Here is a 17,452-nt window from a genome sequence, read left to right on the forward strand (position 1 = left end):
GTAAAAGTTTTTTCCGCTACAACACCCTATCCAAAGCAAAGGGTGGCTTTATCCCCAGAAAACTGTGAATCATATTACCTATAGACAACCTGATCACACCTTTCTTTACCTATACAAACTTATTGCACTTTACCTTTATTCCCTTTTTTACAGCCACTTTGTCCATCTTACTCCTGAAAAAAGCTCCCGCTCTCTGCCCACTAACCAAAAAATCGGCTGAATCAGTGAAATGACGTTATACGATAACAACTTCCCTTTTTTTAATCGCTCCTATATATAGCCTCTCCTATATATAAGGTAACAAAAATTTGTCGTGTAGATGTCATTTTGAATTAGTCGAATAACCAAAAAACTCTGGATTACTATAGTTCACGTTAGGGATAGCAGTGGAAAGCCCACAGATAAGTGGAGTGTAACGGAACTTAACGAGGACTTGCAGCGGATAGCCCGACTCATTATATATAGAAAGGCAATTATCTAAAAAAGATAATTGCCTTTCTATATATAAGGAGGAACGCACAAATGAATTTTATTTTTTAAGCTTTTCAGCTCTGGATTCCCAAGAATCAGTTAAATTATCATAATCAACTGGTTTAGCCGGATTTTGATTTTGTAATCTTCCGGAATCAAATGCTCGCACTAATATAGTTTCTATCAGATAGTCTTCATTAACATCGAAAGGCACATACTTTGTTTTCAAATTAATGTCAAACATACTTGCCGCCGCATTAGACCAAAATGCTTTCCAACCACTTTTGAGGTTTTTAACCAATTCATAAGTTGTGGTGCCTGTTTGACGATGAATCAATTTGACTAATATTTGGCCTTGTTTACGAGAAAGTTTTTTGAGTTTAGCTTCAAACTCGTTACTCAAATAATTCTCTACTATCTTAAAGTATCTTTTTTTCTCCTTGTTTGTTTTAAGGTTTGCCATTCCTTTATTTAAGTTCGACAATCTCTCAGATGCTAGTTTTGCATAAGGATAGGTTTTATAAACACGACTTTGTAGCAGTAAAAATTGCTTTCTTGCATCGGGATCCATTTTTCCCTTATATATTAACACTTCGGGTAATTGAATAGTATCATTCAGTATAGATTCGTCATCTTCTAACTCATACCCCATCTTTGTGGTATCCTGAGGTATTACCTGTGCATTAACAGACAGAGTGATAAATAAACAAAACAACAAAAGTTTAATTAGCTTCATATAGGGAAATTTAATTGCCAAAATTATACATTATATACACAAGTGTAATGCCAAATTTATAATTTAGCAAAAAAATAATTTTATGAGCACTAAATCAATATTAAACAAGTCATCACTTGAGTTTTTAGAAAACTACCTTAATAATGCATCACCCACAGGTTATGAAAGTGGCGGGCAGAAATTATGGATGGAATACCTAAAACCTTATGTTGATACTTTTATAACGGACACTTATGGTTCTGCTGTTGGAATTATAAATCCAGATGCACCTTATAAGGTAGTGATCGAAGGGCATGCTGACGAAATTTCATGGTACGTCAATTATATTACCGATGATGGATTAATCTACGTGATTAGAAATGGTGGTTCAGATCACCAAATTGCACCTTCAAAACGTGTCAATATTCATACTAAAGCAGGAATTGTAAAAGGTGTTTTTGGCTGGCCAGCTATTCATACCCGTAATAGAGGAAAAGAAGAAGTGGCAAAAGTTGACAATCTATTCATTGACATTGGTTGTGAAACCAAAGAACAAGTTGATAAAATGGGAGTGCATGTAGGTTGCGTGATTACGTATCCTGATGAATTCATGATTTTGAACGAAAACAAATTTGTTTGTCGGGCCATTGATAACCGTATGGGTGGGTTTATGATTGCCGAAGTGGCTCGTTTGTTACACGAAAACAAAATAAAACTTCCTTTTGGATTGTATATCACTAATTCCGTTCAAGAGGAAGTAGGTCTTCGTGGTGCAGAAATGATTACCAAAACCATCAAACCAAATGTAGCAATTGTTACCGATGTTTGCCATGACTCCACTACTCCAATGATCGATAAAAAGATTGAAGGAGATACAAAAATTGGTAAAGGTCCAGTAGTAACCTATGCGCCTGCAGTTCAGAATAATTTGAGAGAATTGATTCTTGAAACGGCTATAGCAAAAGAAATTCCGTTCCAAAGATTGGCTTCTTCTCGCGTTACCGGAACAGATACCGATGCTTTTGCGTACAGTAATGGCGGTGTGGCTTCGGCTTTGATATCCTTGCCGTTGCGTTATATGCATACCACGGTCGAAATGGTGCATCGTGAAGATGTTGAAAACGTGATTAAATTAATTTACGAGACCCTATTGAAATTAGAAAACGAAGAAACATTCTCTTATTTCAAATAGTTTTAGGAGCTAATCGCGTCTCGTTCTAAAAACGAGATTGCAATCTTTCCCTTTTTGGTAGCAAAAAGGGAAAGGATTTCCTCTTCAAACGAAGTTCACTGAACTCCGCTGAAAGTAGAAACAAAGTGAAGTAATCGGGGCTAAAAAACCGCAGTTCAAATTATGAATTGCGGTTTTTTTGTTAACTTTACTCATACAATTCATAAAAATGAAATCAACCGCCACATCAATAGAAGCCTATTTAGAAGAAATTCCAGAAGATAGAAAAGATGCTTTTACAAAACTTCGAGAAACTATTCTAGAAAATATTCCAAAAGGATTTGTTGAACAAATGTCCTACGGCATGATTGGTTATGTAGTGCCACATTCTATTTATCCTGGCGGCTATCATTGCGAACCAAAACTCCCGTTACCCTTTGTTAACATCGCTTCTCAAAAAAATTTCATTGCGCTTTACCACATGGGAATTTATGCTAAACCCGAATTACTGAATTGGTTTGTCTCCGAATACCCAAAACACAGCAAACAAAAATTAGACATTGGAAAAAGTTGCATCCGATTTAAGAAGATGGACCAAATCCCTTTTGATTTAATTGCTGAACTCGTGCAAAAAATGTCAATAGATGAATGGATTACTTGTTATGAATCATCATTTAAAAAATAAAAAAAACCGCAATTCAAAATTATGAATTGCGGTTTTTTTTATTTTTTTATAGAAATGGTTCTATCTGTTCGCTAAATATTCCAAAACATTTTTCTCAATTCTTTCATCTATATTAGTGATGTCTGCTTTTACAAATTTCTCTCCTAAGATGTTTTCGTATAACTCAATATATCTTTCAGAAACTGTTTCAATATATTCGTCCGTCATATTAGGAATTTGTTGTCCTTCCAAACCTTGAAAACCATTTTCGATTAACCAACGACGAACAAACTCTTTCGATAATTGTTTTTGTTCTTCTCCGCTGTTTTGACGTTCCTGGTATCCTTCTGCGTAAAAATAACGAGAAGAATCCGGTGTGTGAATTTCGTCAATCAAAACAATTACACCTTCTTTAGTTTTACCAAATTCATATTTGGTATCCACCAAAATCAAACCACGACTAGCAGCAATTTCAGTTCCTCTTTGAAACAAATCTCTTGTGAATTTTTCTAAAACAACATAATCTTCTTCAGAAACGATTCCTTTCGACAAAATATCCTCACGAGAAATATCAGCATCATGTTCTCCATTATCCGCTTTGGTTGTCGGCGTTATAATAGGTTCTGGAAATTTATCATTTTCTTTCAAATAGTCTGGCATTGAAACTCCGCAAATTTCTCTTTTGCCAAGAGCGTATTCACGAGCAGCATGACCTGAAAGATATCCACGAATCACCATTTCTACTTTGAAAGGCTCGCATAAATGACCAACAGCTACATTAGGATCAGGAGTTGCAATTAACCAGTTAGGAACAATATCCTCTGTCAATTCCATGAATTTAGTAGCAATCTGGTTTAGAATTTGACCTTTATATGGAATTCCTTTTGGCAGAACTACATCAAAAGCTGAAAGCCTGTCTGTAGCTACCATAACCAAAAGTTCATCATTGATATTATACACTTCTCTTACTTTACCGCGGTAAACAGATTTCTGGTTTGGAAAATTAAAATCAGTAGTTGTGATGGTATTGCTCATTATATTAGTTGTGTGTGTGTGTTTATTTTTTGTTCTGCAAATTTAAAACTATTTCATAGAGTTTCCCAAAGAACAGAACTCTTAAATTTCATTTTTATACTTAAAGTTATTTATTAAGCAACGTTTCATTGAATAAATTTAAGATTCGGCTGTACTCATCTACCCAAGAATAGGTTTCTTTAAATCCATGTGCTTCCACCGGGAAACTTGCTAAACTCCATTTTTTCTTACCTAATTCGATAAAACGCTGAGACAAACGAACAATATCTTTGTATTCTACATTGTCATCAACCATTCCGTGAAGCATCAATAAATCCCCTTGTAAATTATCCGCAAAATAGATTGGAGAACTTTTTTTGTAAGCATCCGGATCCGTTTCAGGGAAATTAAGTATGTTTCCAGTGTAGCCATGATTGTAATGTGCCCAATCAGTAACAGAACGTAAAGCTGCACCCGAAGCAAACTCTTTTGGAGTCGTCAGCATTCCCATCAACGTGATGAAACCTCCATAAGAACCACCATAAATCCCAACTTTTGAAGTATCAATTCCGTAATTTTCGACTAGATATTTCTTGCCGTCAATTTGATCTGTTAAATCTTTTCCGCCCATAAAACGGTAAATTCCTGTTCTAAAATCACGTCCGTATCCATCACTTCCTCTATAATCAATATCCAAAACGGTATAGCCTAAATCGACCAATAAATTATGAAACATGTATTCTCTGTGGTACGTACTCCAATAATTATGCGCATTTTGCAAATAACCAGCTCCATGTACAAACAAGATTGCTGCTTTGTTCGCATTGGCAGTTTGCGGTTTGTACAACCTGGCATTCACCGAAGTTCCATCCTGAGCTTTGAAAGTAATTACTTCCGGTTCACGCCAAGAATATCCTTTGAAACTTTCCGATGTTGAAGACGTTATCTGAATTAAATTTGTATTCTTTTTATTAGGCGCTACATACAATTCCCAAGGTTTATTTTTATACGAATATCTAACCAATACCATACTTTCATCTGGAGACAAACTCACTTCATGAGCGCCATCTTTAGTTAAAATAGGTTGTAAAACGGCATTTGCAACGTCTACTTTATAAAAGTTTCTGTTTCCCGGGTGTGTCGTTGTTGTGGTTAAATAAAAAGAGTTTTTATCTTTTGCCAAAGTCACGTTGCGCACTTCCCAATTTCCTTTGGTAAGCTGTGTTTTCTTTTTTGACTTTAAATTATAAGTGTATAAATGAGAATAACCGGTTTCTTCGGATTGAAAATAAACTGTTTCATTATCTCCCAAAAATCCAAGCGTTCCTCTTCCATAAGAATTAGAAGGAATTCCGGGCCCGCCAATCCAAGCTTCATCATGTTGATGATCTAATTCCTGAAAAGTTCCATTTTCTAAATTCAAACTGACAATCCATCGGTCTTTGTTGTCTTGACTTCTTATTTCACTAATTGCATATGAACCATTTTCATTGTAAACAGGTTCCTGAACTACAATTAGTTTGTCCTTATTTGCTGCAGTTTTTGATTTTTCATAGTACTCAAAATATTTAGGAACATCCTGAATGTGACTCAATGATGAAAAATTCATAAAATAAACAGAATCTTTGGCGATGTTGTAAATCCCGAATTTGGTTGCCAACAAATTATCTACAGAAACTTTTTCCTTCGTGTCTTCAATTTGGTTGTAACCATCGGCTGTTATAAAAAGTTCCATTTTTTCACTTTTTCGTTCCGAATCTTCTATTAACCTGAAGGTGGCAAAATTTCCTTTTGGATCTACTTTTAAACTTCCAAAGGTATTTTTTCCATAATAATAAGGTTTTGGAAAATCAGATTTTGTGGTTTTTGACTTTGCCAAATTCCATTTTTTCAATGCTTCTTGATCTCTTACGAATTGAAACAATTCCTCTTGTTGACTTTTCAAAAAAGATTCTTTATCAGCGACTTTCTCGTCCGATTTTCCTTTACGAAAGTTCGTGATTTGAATAATCGAACCTTCATTGGTATTGACCTGAAAAAGGTTTTCATTTTGTCTAAAATAAAGCACTCCTGGCACTGAACCCATTTGTAAATTAGCAATCGGACTGCTTTGTTGGTAGAGTTTTTTCGAAGTTTTACTTTTCAAGGAATACGAAAATAGTCTTCCTTTATCAATGTAATAATACAAATCCGGATTGGTAGTTTTTTTGAAATCTAATTTTGAAAAAGCAGCTTCATTTGGTGATGCCAATTCAGGTTTTGACATTCCGTTTTTCCAAAAATAAGTACTTGTACCCAATTCATTATTTGGATTCCAATCAAAATAAACTTTTTGTCCATCTAAAGACCATCTTTCATTTTCTGGTTGCGCACCAATGAAAGCGTTTCCTTTCATGATTTCTTCCAGTTTTAGCATTTGACTTTGCATTGTTATGGAAAACAAAATACAGATAACAAGGATTATTTTTTTATTCATTTTACTATTTTTATAAAAAATGGATTCTAAAATTATTTTAAAAAGTGCTTATTTAAAGACTTTTAACTATTTAATAGTTGCTGTGCTATATATTTTGCAACTCCTTCATTATCATTAGTTAAAATCACTTCTAAATGAGAAAGTCTATCTTTCAAACTATTTGGTGCATTCCCCATAACTAAACCTTTACCGGAAGATGTAAGCATATTTTCATCATTATATCCATCACCAAAAGATAGTGCTTCCTGAAAAACAAAATTTTCTTTTTCTAAAATTTTGGCAATCGCAACACTTTTGTCTACTGATTTGTCCATAAATTCCAAACAAAGCGGAAGACTAAAAGCATGACTAAAAAGCCCAGTATGATTTTCTAAAATTTGATCCCGTAATTCAATTAATTTTGAATGTTTATCGTGTGTGAAGAATACTTTTATTGCACTCAAATCCTCCAAACTGGAAAAATCTACCAGTTCAGGATGATAATTTACTTCTGGTTGAAATTCGTTTAATTTTTCATTGTGCTTATTTGTTTGCCAAACATTTTCTCTGAACAATACGGTTGTTATTTCAGGATCAATATCTAAAGACAAGACTGATTTAACAGCTTCGCTTTCCATATTAAAAGAAAAAAGAAGTTCTTTTTCAGGAGAATGTATCCGTGCCCCATTTGAAGTTACTAAATAAAGAGGAACATCCAATCCTGCCACAATAGGCATTGCATCCAAGTGATGGCGGCCAGTTGCTACAATTATTAAATAATTTTGATTGTGGAGTTCTTGAAAAACAGTTTTGGTATATTGGGATATTTTGTGATCTGAATTGAGTAAAGTTCCGTCTAAATCACTAATAACTACTTTAATTTTTTCTTTTAAAATCATTTCTTTTTAACTGAAATTTAATTAATTCCAAATTTATTGCATTTTCAAGAGATACAAAAGGAATCGATTGATTTTTATTTTAAGTAGTTCACGAAAATCCATTTTTACTTTAAAATAATGAAGCAGAAAGCAAATCCATTCTCTACTGAAAATGAACTTGCTTTCCGCTCCAAAAAATTTTACTTATTTCCTAATCGTTATTTTCAATCATCTTATACGCATCAATCACTTTTTTAACTAATCGGTGTCGTACAATGTCTTTATCATCCAAATAAATAATTCCAATTCCATCAATATCTTTCAAAACCAATAAAGCTTCTTTAAGTCCGGAAATGGTTCTTCGTGGTAAATCGACTTGACCAGGATCTCCTGTAATCATAAATTTAGCACTTTTACCCATACGTGTTAAGAACATTTTCATTTGGGAATGTGTAGTGTTTTGTGCTTCATCCAAAATTACAAAAGCGTTGTCCAGCGTTCTACCGCGCATGAAAGCCAAAGGGGCAATTTGAATAATTCCCTTTAGAATATAATCTTCTAATTTTTCGTTGGGTAACATATCACGTAAAGCATCGTAAAGAGGTTGCATATAAGGATCTAATTTTTCCTTCATATCACCTGGCAGAAAACCAAGATTTTCCCCTGCTTCTACTGCTGGACGCGTGAGTATGATTCGTTTCACTTGCTTTTCTTTCAGTGCTTTCACTGCCATGGCTACCCCAGTATACGTTTTTCCAGTACCGGCTGGCCCTACAGCAAAAACCATATCATTTTTTTCCATAGTATCAACCAGTAATTGCTGGTTGGGTGTCATCGGTTTGATGATCTTCCCACCTACTCCATGTACTAAAATCTTATCGTGATCGCCCATTCTCTCAATCTGTTTCCCATCACTTAAAATCACTCGTTCAATAACATTGTTATCAATAGTGTTATAACGTGTAAAATGAAGCATTAAACGTTGAAAACGTTTTTCAAACTCGTCTAAAACCTCTTTTTCTCCAAAAGCTTTTATGGTTGTTCCCCGAGCGACAATTTTTAATTTTGGGTAGTATTTTTTAATTGTTTCAAGATGAGTGTCTTGAGCGCCCCAAAAGTCTTTTGGAGCGATGTCTATGAGCTCGATTATTCTTTCGTTCAAATGAGGTAGTTTTAAATTAGAATTAATTTTTTTATAAATCAATTGGCTGTCGGGTATATTTCTTTTATTTAAATAGAATTTGTTTTTTGTTTTTCGTTTTTTGAGTTTACTATTATTAGCTTTGCACTTCTCAAATTTAATAAAATTAGGTTTACATAACACCAATAGTTATAAACAAATTTATGTCAATAATTACCCTAACTACCGATTACGGCTTGAAAGATCACTTTGTAGGTGCGTTGAAAGGGAAAATCTTATCTGAGTATTCCGAGGCTATAATTATTGATATTTCACATGACATTGACCCATTCAACACATTAGAAGCAAGTTACATTATTGGAGCATCGTATGCGAGTTTTCCAAAAGGTACTGTTCACCTTGTAGGAGTCGATATGGAATCAAATAAAGAGAATCAACATATTGTGATGCAATGGAACGATCATTATTTTATTGCCGCCGATAATGGCATTTTAAGTATGCTTTCGCAAAAAATTGTTCCACAAAAAATGGTAGCGATTAATATTCATGATCGTTTGCCAAGCGAAGCTACTGATCTCGATGTATTTGTAAAAGTGGTCTGCCATTTAGCCAAAGGTGGTTTGATGAATGTCATTGGTAAAGAAATAAATACGATTAAGCAAGTTACAAATCTGCAAGCCACTATTTCAGATGATGGAAATTCATTAAAAGGTCATGTGATTTACATTGACCATTTTGGAAATGTAATTACCAATATTTCTAAAAAATATTTTATCGAAGTTGCCAAAGGAAGACCTTATGAAATTGTTTTGAAAACCAAAAATATCAAAACCATTTTGCCCAACTATTCCGCAATAGCCAGTTCCGATAAATATCCGATAAAATCGTATGAAGGCGAAAAATTAGCAATTTTCAACGAAGCCGGTTTTCTGGAGATTGCCATTTTTAGAAGTAATCCTTCCAAAGTAGGTTCTGCGAATAGTTTATTAGGATTGAATTATAGAGATATTATCATTATAAAATTCGTTTAAAGTTTAAGGTCTAAAGTGGAGCAACTTTAAACGTATTGAACTTTGAACTTTAAACAAAAAAAAATCTAATGTTTGTACGTATAGTAAAATTGAGTTTTCACGAGGAGCACATTCCTGCATTTTTAGAAAACTTCGAGTTAATGAAAGATAAAATACGAAATGCGCCCGGAAATCGTTTCTTAGAACTGTATCAGGATAAAAATAACAAAAGTATTTTCTTTACTTACAGTTATTGGGAAGCCGAAGCCGATTTAGAAAATTACAGAAATTCCGAACTTTTTTATGATGTTTGGACATTCACCAAGAAATTATTCAACGACAAACCAGAAGCGTGGAGCGTTGATAAATTAGTTACTTTAGAATAAAAAATAGTTTAAAGTTTAAACAAAAAAATAAATGAAATCAATAGTATTACGAGAAATAAAATCCTTTTTCGGTTCGCCCATAGGTTATTTAGTTATTGCTATTTTTCTAATTATCAATGGACTGTTTCTTTGGGTTTTCGAAGGAGATTATAACATTCTGAATACCGGTTTTTCTGATTTGACTCCATTTTTTACTTTGGCGCCTTGGATTTTGATATTCTTGATTCCAGCAGTAACCATGCGTAGTTTTTCGGATGAAAAAAAACAGGGAACGTTAGAATTATTGTTGACCAAACCATTGAGTATTTGGCAAATTGTAAACGGAAAATTTCTTGGAGCTTTACTTTTAATTGTCATGGCAATAATTCCAACATTTGTTTATGTAGCCGTTATTTCAAGCTTAGGAATGCCTGAAGGCAATATCGATATGGGAAGCACAATTGGTTCTTATTTTGGATTTTTGTTCCTGATTGCTTCCTATTCAGCCATCGGAATATTCACATCAACACTCTCAGATAATCAAATTGTGGCTTTTATTGTTGCAGTATTTTTATGTTTCTTCTTCTATTTTGGATTTGAAGGTTTAGCTTCAGTTGTTCCAAATGTATCTTCTATAATCTCATCATTAGGAATGCAAGATCATTTCAAAAGCATGAGCCGAGGCGTATTAGACACAAGAGATATCCTTTATTTTACAAGCATAACTGTTGTCTTTCTTTCACTTACTGTTTATAATCTAAAATCTTTCAAATCGTAATGAATACTTCTAAGAAAAATAACCTAAAATCAGTATTGATTATCATTGCTATTGTAGTGCTTGCGAATGTGATAGGAAGTTCCTTTTTTCATCGTTTTGATTTAACAAAAGATAAAAGATACACCCTTTCCCAGACCTCTTTGAACATCATTAAGCAAGTTCAAAATCCGCTGTCCATAAAAGTGTATATGCAAGGCGATTTACCTGCCGAATTCAAACGTTTACAACAAGAAACAAAACAATTACTGGAAGAATTTCAGGCGTACAACTCCAATATTGTTTTTGAATTCGTAGATCCTTTGGAAAACGAAGATACCAGTATGGACAATATTAAAGACTTGTATCGAAAAGGGCTTACGCCAATAAACATAACCGTTGACGACAAAGGAAAGCAATCACAAGCTATGGTTTTTCCCTGGGCGATTGCCGTTTATGACAACAAGGAAGTAAATATTCCATTGCTGAAAAACATTATGGGTGCGTCAACTACCCAAAAAGTAATTGGTTCCGTTCAGCATTTGGAATACTCAATTGCCGAAGCGTTGAATAAGATTACCAAAGCCAAACAAAAGAAAATTGCTGTTATCAAAGGAAACGGTGAATTACAAGATATTTTGATGGCTAAATTTCTTTTGCAAGTGCGCGAAAGCTACCATATCGGACCTTTTACTCTAGATTCGGTTGCCAAAAATCCTATTGGAAGTTTAGAAGCTTTAGAAAAATATGACTTGGCTGTTATCGCTAAACCAACTGAAACCTTTTCCGATGCGGAGAAACAAGTTTTAGATCAATTTATCATCAACGGTGGAAAAACTTTGTGGTTGATTGACCAAGTTACGGCGGAAATGGATAGTTTATACGATTCATCTGGAGCCACTTTGGCCTATCCAAAAGATCTGAATTTGAATGATATGTTCTTTAAATACGGAATCCGAATCAATCCTGATTTAGTAAAAGACGAACAAGGAAGTCCCATAAAACTGGCAACAGGTGAACAAGGAAGTGCGACTCAATTTCAGGAATTCAATTGGAAGTTTGCACCACAAGTGTATCCAAACAGTTTGCATCCGATTGTGAAAAATTTAGGTGGAATCAAATTTAATTTTGCGAATCCAATCGATACCTTGAAAAACGGAATTAAGAAAACCATTTTATTGCAATCGTCTCAATATTCCAAGAAAATAGGAACTCCAACAGAGATAAATTTAAACATTGTTGCCGAAGAAACTTCACCAAACGATTACCTGAACAAAGGAAAGATTCCATTATCGGTTTTATTGGAAGGCTCTTTTCGTTCGATGTTCGAGAACCGCGTGTTGCCATTTGAACAAAAAACATTTCAAACGGCAGGAAAAGAGAACAAAATGATTGTGGTTTCGGACGGGGATTTGATAAAAAACCAATTGGATAAAAACTTTCAACCGGTAGAATTAGGTTATGACCAAAGGTCTGGGAATTTGTATGATAATAAAGATTTCCTCATAAATTGTGTCAATTATCTATTGGATGACACGGGACTTATTAACATTCGAAGCAAAGATCTTGATTTACCTTTATTGGATAAAGAAAAAGTTTATGAAAACTATACCCGAACACAAATCCTAACTATCGGGCTTCCAATTCTTATTTTGGTGCTTTTTGGAGTCGTATTTACTTTCCTTCGAAAAAGAAAATACAGCAAATAGATGTTAATAAAAAAGTTTCCAAACTAGAATAGTTTACGATATATTTGTAAAATGTATCGTATTTCGGATATTAAAGAAATACCTTAAAAAATAAAACAAAACAGATGAAATTTATAGTATCGAGTTCGTACTTATTGAAACAATTACAAGTTTTAGGTAACGTTATCAACAGCAGTAATACTTTGCCTATTTTAGATAACTTTTTATTTGATTTAGACCATAATGTACTAACGGTTTCCGCTTCTGATTTAGAGACAACAATGTCTGCTACTTTAGGAATTGATTCAGAAAGTAAAGGAAGCGTTGCTGTCCCTGCAAAATTACTTTTGGAAATCCTTAAAACATTCCCGGAACAACCCTTAACTTTTACAGTTGAAGAAAACAGTACGATAGAAATCAGTTCTAATTCTGGAAAATACGCTTTAGCTTATGCTCCTGGAAATGAATTCCCAAAATCGGTTAACTTAGACGATCCATCTGTAACACTTGTTCCTGCTGATGTTTTGGCAACAGCCATTAGCAAAACTATATTTGCTGCCGGAAACGATGATTTACGTCCGGTAATGTCAGGTGTATTCTTCCAGTTTTCGCCACAAGGATTGACTTTTGTTGCCACTGATGCTCACAAATTAGTAAAATATGCCCGTACGGATGTAACGGCTTCTCAAGTGGCTGATTTCATTATGCCAAAGAAACCTTTGAACATCTTAAAAAATATTCTTGGAACTTCAGATGCTGAAGTGAAAATTGAATATAACGATTCGAATGCTACTTTTTCTTTTGACAATTATGTTTTAATGTGTCGTTTAATTGATGGAAAATATCCAAATTACGAAGCGGTAATTCCAAAAGAGAATCCAAATAAATTGATGATTGACCGTTCTCAATTTTTGAGTTCTGTGCGTCGTGTTGCCATCTTTTCGAATAAAACAACACACCAAATTCGTTTAAAAATCGCTGGTGCTGAATTGAATGTTTCTGCTGAAGACATTGACTATTCAAACAAGGCAGAAGAAAGATTGACATGTGATTATCAAGGGGATGATATGCAAATAGGCTACAATTCTCGTTTCTTGACTGAAATGTTGACTAACTTGCAATCCGATATGATTATGCTTGAAATGTCATTACCAAACAGAGCAGGAATCCTTACTCCTGTTGATGGATTAGAAGAAGGTGAAACTGTTACGATGCTTGTAATGCCTGTAATGCTAAACAGTTAATTCAGTTTAAAAATACGCTATTAACCAAACCATTTTTATATTTAAGAAACCGTCCCGATAAATCGGGACGGTTTTTTGCTTTTATTCATTTCTCTTTTGTCATGCCAACAAAGGAAGAATCTCACCTCGTATTTCCAGTCTCACTGATTAACTATAAATATTCTTTTTGGTGGGTTTGATTTCTTCCTCGCAAAAAAAGTTTGAACATGACTATTAATTACTAATTTAAATTACTCCCATTTTCTTCATCAAGAATGTAGCACTTCTATTTTTACAAATTCCATCGCGCAGTTTGTAATCAAAATGAAGTTCATTATTGATAATCTCCACTTCAAAACATTTATTGGTTAGTATATTTGGATACTCATTTGTTGTCAAGCAAACTTCAATGTCATGTGTAGCTATGGCTCCAACGGCTTTTTTACCAATCACTTTTTTGACTACTTCTATTGTTCCATTGCGTTTATCATCTGAATTGGTTCCGCGCAATATTTCGTCCAATAAAACAAATGCTGGTCTGTTTTCCAATTCGTCCATGATTTGCTTTAAGCGCTTGATTTCGGCAAAAAAATACGATTCACTATCGGACAACGAATCGGATAATCGCATGGAAACTAAAACGGGTAACGGATGCACATTAGCCTGACTGGCACAAACTGGCGAACCCATTCCTGACAAAACCATATTGATTCCTAAACTTCTTAGAAAAGTACTTTTACCGGACATATTTGAACCTGTTAAAATCATAAACGATTCGGGATGAAAACGCACATCATTTCCTATTCTGGTTTTTTCATTTAATAAAGGATGACTTAAATCCTTGAAATCTATTTCAAAATTGGTGTTCAAGGTTGGATACACAAACTCGGGATTGTTATACGAAAAATTGGCTAAACTGTTCAGCATTTCGAATTCTCCAATAACTTCCAGCCAATTTTCTAATGCTTCAGCATGGTCTTTTTTCCATTGAATTAATGATTTTAAAACATGTAAATTAAAAAGAAACGTTCCATTGAATACGATAGCCGTAACGAAATTACTGATGCTGTCCATATTCGAAAACAAACCTGCTAATTGTTTCAAATGAATGCTGGCATTTTCTTTTTTGAACATTAGTTTTTGCTGTAAATCGATTAATTTTTGTGATTGAAAAGATTCGTTTTCAATTTTTCGCAACAGCAAACTATATTGATGAATAGTTTTATCAATGTTGGTAGAATTAGCTACTTCAGCTTGGATTCGCTTTATAAAACGTCCTAAAATCATTAAATTAATAACAAACAAATACGACAAAACAGAAGCAAAAAAAGTATTAGAAGTCACTACATAAGCAATCAGAACTCCTAGAAAAAGAAGTGGTGAAAAATAGGAAATAAAAATACTCATTTTAGACAAAGGCGTACTATTGAATGTACTCCACTTGAGTAGCGTCTCATAATTTGATTGAGTGTCATTGCTAACTTTGGCGAAAGCCAAAAATTCCTGACGCCAATCTAATTTTTCGGTTAATTCTTTTACTGCTTGATGATTTCTGGTAATTTCATCATTTGGTAAAATGGATAACAATTGGTTTGCAAATGTTTTTTTACCAATAAAAGTAGCGGTTCTATTCAAGTTTTGGAACAAGGAATGCTCGCCAAAAACATCTAAATCATACGCATACGGATGATGAAAATCATTGAATTCCTGTCCGTTTTCAAAAGGGATTTTATTTCTTTCTAAGTACGAAATTTCATTTTCATTAATATCGAATAAGGCTTGATTAACTTGCTTTTCGAAAAGTAATTTGGTGTGAATGCGCATCAAGAAAACAAATAATCCAAAAAGAAAAATAGTGGCAACTACAAAAATAATTTGGCTGTTTTTGATGTAATTATAAATAGAAACCAAAAAAAGTACAATAGTAAAAAGTCTTAAAATACTTATACTATTGTACTTTTTATTGATTGTAGTTAATGCCGTTGAAAAGCGAATCTTTTTTGCTTTGTATATTTCCATAATTCAATTTGATGAATTGCAAATATAACGAAATAGATTACTTTGAGGTCTAAATTAAAAGGCAATGGCGATGCCAAACTACATAGAAATCAAGATTTCAATTGAATCAACACGGAATCAATCAATGTGAATAGCTAAAATTGGGATATCAAAATTTGTAGCTATTTTTTTTGTTAAACTAGGTTTGAAAATCCCTTCAAAAAAACCTCTTTTATACGTCAGCATTGTCAAGACATCTACTTCTTTATACATTATAAAATCCAGAATTGTTTCTTTGACTTCGTCGCTGTTGATGACAAAAAATTCAATGGGTTCATTAATAAATTCGTCTTCCCATTTAGAAACTGTATCTTTAGAGACATCAGAATCACTGGTTTTTACGTAAAGACATTTCACTTTGGCCTTTGTTTTTTTTGCTATATCCAAAACCATCTTTAGTGCCTTTTTATCTTTGGTTCTAAAACGGGTTGTAAATCCTATAATTTCTGTTTTTTTGAATTTTGCTTCAGCAGGTACACATAACATTGGAACTTCTATTCCAGAGATTACAGCTCCTGCATTAGTCCCTACAAAAAAAGCATCCCAACCTGTAGCTCCAGAAGTACCCATTATTACAAAATCTATTTTGTCTTCTTTAATCGATCTTTTGATGTTAAAAAGTAAATCTCCATCCATAAGCCTATGTGACATTTTAATTTTATCCAAATGGCGTTCTTCGGCTATAGCGCGCAATTTTGGGATTTCGTCCTTAAACATATCAAACTGAGACAACTCTAAAGAATCATAAATGACAGCATAATTTTCAGGAAAAAACTGATTGTCATATATTGGCAGTTGAAATGTGTGCAATAAAACGAGTTCACCCTGAACTATTTTTGCGAATTCTAAAGCATGGACAAATGCATTTGCAGCCACTTCAGAAAAATCTGTTGGAAATAGAATTTTTTTCATTTTATTAAGTATTAAAATAGTTCGTTTATTAAAATAAATTGCTGAATTATTTTTTTCGATTATTTAAATAAATATCGAAATTAAATTCATTCGTGGATCGCCAAAATAGGTACATTGACATGAAATGCTAATTTTTTTGAAAGACTGATTTCAAATAATTTTTCAAAGAAATTTTTATGATATACACGCATCGCAATCATATTAATTTTATACAAATCAATGAAATTCAAAATAACACCTTCAATATCATCCCCTGAAATAGCATGTAAAGCAATATTATGATTTTTAATTAATTCATTCCAATCTTCCATATCGTTTTTCTTATTTTTATGATGTAGCGGTTCTACGTGCAAACAATCAATATGTGCCTGAAACACTTTGGCCAAAGCCATAACGCGCATAAAAGATTCAATATCTGTAGAATTATATTCTGTAATATAAAGTAAATTTTTTATAGGTTGGTATTTACAGTGCTCAGGAATAGCTAAAACAACTGCTTTTACATAATTCATTACTTTTGTTGCAACAGTTCCTAAAAAGGTTTCTTTTAAACCGGTCGCACCTTTAGTTCCCATTACTATAAAATCTATATTTTCATGTTTAGTAATTTTTTGGATTTCCTCAATCAAATTACCCAAAATTAAAACATGACTTATTTTTACCTTATCTAAATTATTTTCTTCGGCAATATGTCTTAAAATGGGAACTTCATCTTTGTAGTTATCAAAATTACTCAACTCCGTAACATCATAAATTTCATGCAAGTATTCCGAAACATTTACATAGTTTGCCTGTGGCAGTTGATAAACATGCATAGTAATGATTTCAGCATCTATGGAATCTGCCAATTTTAATGTGTAAATAAATGCATTTTTGGATACCTCTGAAAAGTCTGTTGGAAATAAAATTTTTCTCATAACATATAGTAATTTA

At 33.3% G+C, this 17,452-nt stretch carries 15 protein-coding genes; 7 read left to right on the top strand and 8 right to left on the bottom strand.

Annotation, left to right across the window (positions count from 1 at the left end; genetic code table 11):
• Window positions 1-529: 529 nt before the first annotated feature.
• On the bottom strand, window positions 530-1,207 hold the full coding sequence (locus ACNQF8_RS12445; protein ID WP_417953667.1) for a DUF4294 domain-containing protein: 678 nt from the start codon (window positions 1,205-1,207) through the stop codon (window positions 530-532).
• A gap of 82 nt (window positions 1,208-1,289) precedes the next feature.
• Here ACNQF8_RS12445 and ACNQF8_RS12450 point away from each other — a divergent pair, with 82 nt between their 5' ends.
• Together ACNQF8_RS12450 and ACNQF8_RS12455 are read left to right on the top strand one after the other, a co-directional pair.
• Entirely contained in the window at window positions 1,290-2,378 is a 1,089-nt protein-coding gene (locus ACNQF8_RS12450) for a M42 family metallopeptidase (RefSeq protein ID WP_417952689.1), read from the top strand.
• Window positions 2,379-2,586: 208 nt separating this feature from the next.
• Window positions 2,587-3,042 (top strand): DUF1801 domain-containing protein, encoded by a 456-nt coding sequence (locus ACNQF8_RS12455; RefSeq protein ID WP_417952690.1) that lies wholly within the window; start codon window positions 2,587-2,589, stop codon window positions 3,040-3,042.
• 60 nt (window positions 3,043-3,102) lie between these two features.
• Here ACNQF8_RS12455 and ACNQF8_RS12460 read toward each other — a convergent pair whose 3' ends face one another.
• The 4 genes from ACNQF8_RS12460 to ACNQF8_RS12475 form a co-directional block, all read right to left on the bottom strand.
• Complete coding sequence (locus ACNQF8_RS12460; protein ID WP_417952691.1) at window positions 3,103-4,056, bottom strand: phosphoribosylaminoimidazolesuccinocarboxamide synthase; 954 nt, start codon at window positions 4,054-4,056, stop codon at window positions 3,103-3,105.
• A gap of 106 nt (window positions 4,057-4,162) precedes the next feature.
• The gene (locus ACNQF8_RS12465; protein ID WP_417953668.1) at window positions 4,163-6,511 is read right to left on the bottom strand and encodes a S9 family peptidase; all 2,349 of its coding nucleotides are present in this window, start codon (window positions 6,509-6,511) and stop codon (window positions 4,163-4,165) included.
• Between the two features lie 62 nt (window positions 6,512-6,573).
• Window positions 6,574-7,389 (bottom strand): Cof-type HAD-IIB family hydrolase, encoded by an 816-nt coding sequence (locus ACNQF8_RS12470; protein WP_417952693.1) that lies wholly within the window; start codon window positions 7,387-7,389, stop codon window positions 6,574-6,576.
• 190 nt (window positions 7,390-7,579) lie between these two features.
• Window positions 7,580-8,530 carry a PhoH family protein gene (locus tag ACNQF8_RS12475; protein ID WP_315211223.1) on the bottom strand — a complete coding sequence of 317 codons (951 nt, stop codon included), beginning with the start codon at window positions 8,528-8,530 and terminating at the stop codon, window positions 7,580-7,582.
• A gap of 182 nt (window positions 8,531-8,712) precedes the next feature.
• On the opposite strand from ACNQF8_RS12475, the gene ACNQF8_RS12480 reads away from it, so the two are divergent.
• From ACNQF8_RS12480 to dnaN, 5 genes are all read left to right on the top strand, one after another.
• The gene (locus tag ACNQF8_RS12480) at window positions 8,713-9,540 is read left to right on the top strand and encodes an SAM hydrolase/SAM-dependent halogenase family protein (RefSeq protein WP_417952694.1); all 828 of its coding nucleotides are present in this window, start codon (window positions 8,713-8,715) and stop codon (window positions 9,538-9,540) included.
• 68 nt (window positions 9,541-9,608) lie between these two features.
• Window positions 9,609-9,905, top strand: coding sequence for a putative quinol monooxygenase (locus ACNQF8_RS12485; protein WP_417952695.1), 297 nt, complete (start codon window positions 9,609-9,611; stop codon window positions 9,903-9,905).
• A gap of 31 nt (window positions 9,906-9,936) precedes the next feature.
• Window positions 9,937-10,662, top strand: coding sequence for a gliding motility-associated ABC transporter permease subunit GldF (gene gldF, locus ACNQF8_RS12490; protein ID WP_417953669.1), 726 nt, complete (start codon window positions 9,937-9,939; stop codon window positions 10,660-10,662).
• A complete protein-coding gene (gene gldG / locus ACNQF8_RS12495) occupies window positions 10,662-12,347 on the top strand; it encodes a gliding motility-associated ABC transporter substrate-binding protein GldG (protein ID WP_417953670.1) in 1,686 nt (561 codons plus the stop codon). The genes gldF and gldG overlap by 1 nt, the downstream gene beginning before the upstream one ends.
• A 104-nt stretch (window positions 12,348-12,451) precedes the next feature.
• Window positions 12,452-13,570, top strand: a complete 1,119-nt coding sequence (gene dnaN / locus ACNQF8_RS12500; protein ID WP_126459175.1) for a DNA polymerase III subunit beta — start codon at window positions 12,452-12,454, stop codon at window positions 13,568-13,570.
• A gap of 225 nt (window positions 13,571-13,795) precedes the next feature.
• Here the strand turns inward: dnaN and ACNQF8_RS12505 are convergent, their stop codons facing one another.
• The 3 genes from ACNQF8_RS12505 to ACNQF8_RS12515 all read right to left on the bottom strand — a co-directional run bounded on the left by ACNQF8_RS12505 (window position 13,796) and on the right by ACNQF8_RS12515 (window position 17,436).
• Window positions 13,796-15,568 carry a MutS-related protein gene (locus tag ACNQF8_RS12505; protein ID WP_417953671.1) on the bottom strand — a complete coding sequence of 591 codons (1,773 nt, stop codon included), beginning with the start codon at window positions 15,566-15,568 and terminating at the stop codon, window positions 13,796-13,798.
• Between the two features lie 117 nt (window positions 15,569-15,685).
• Window positions 15,686-16,519 carry a universal stress protein gene (locus ACNQF8_RS12510; RefSeq protein WP_417952699.1) on the bottom strand — a complete coding sequence of 278 codons (834 nt, stop codon included), beginning with the start codon at window positions 16,517-16,519 and terminating at the stop codon, window positions 15,686-15,688.
• Between the two features lie 86 nt (window positions 16,520-16,605).
• On the bottom strand, window positions 16,606-17,436 hold the full coding sequence (locus ACNQF8_RS12515) for a universal stress protein (RefSeq protein WP_417953672.1): 831 nt from the start codon (window positions 17,434-17,436) through the stop codon (window positions 16,606-16,608).
• Window positions 17,437-17,452 lie beyond the last annotated feature (16 nt).

Origin of the sequence: Flavobacterium labens, assembly GCF_048286755.1 — a bacterium.
Taxonomy (GTDB): Bacteria; Bacteroidota; Bacteroidia; order Flavobacteriales; family Flavobacteriaceae; genus Flavobacterium.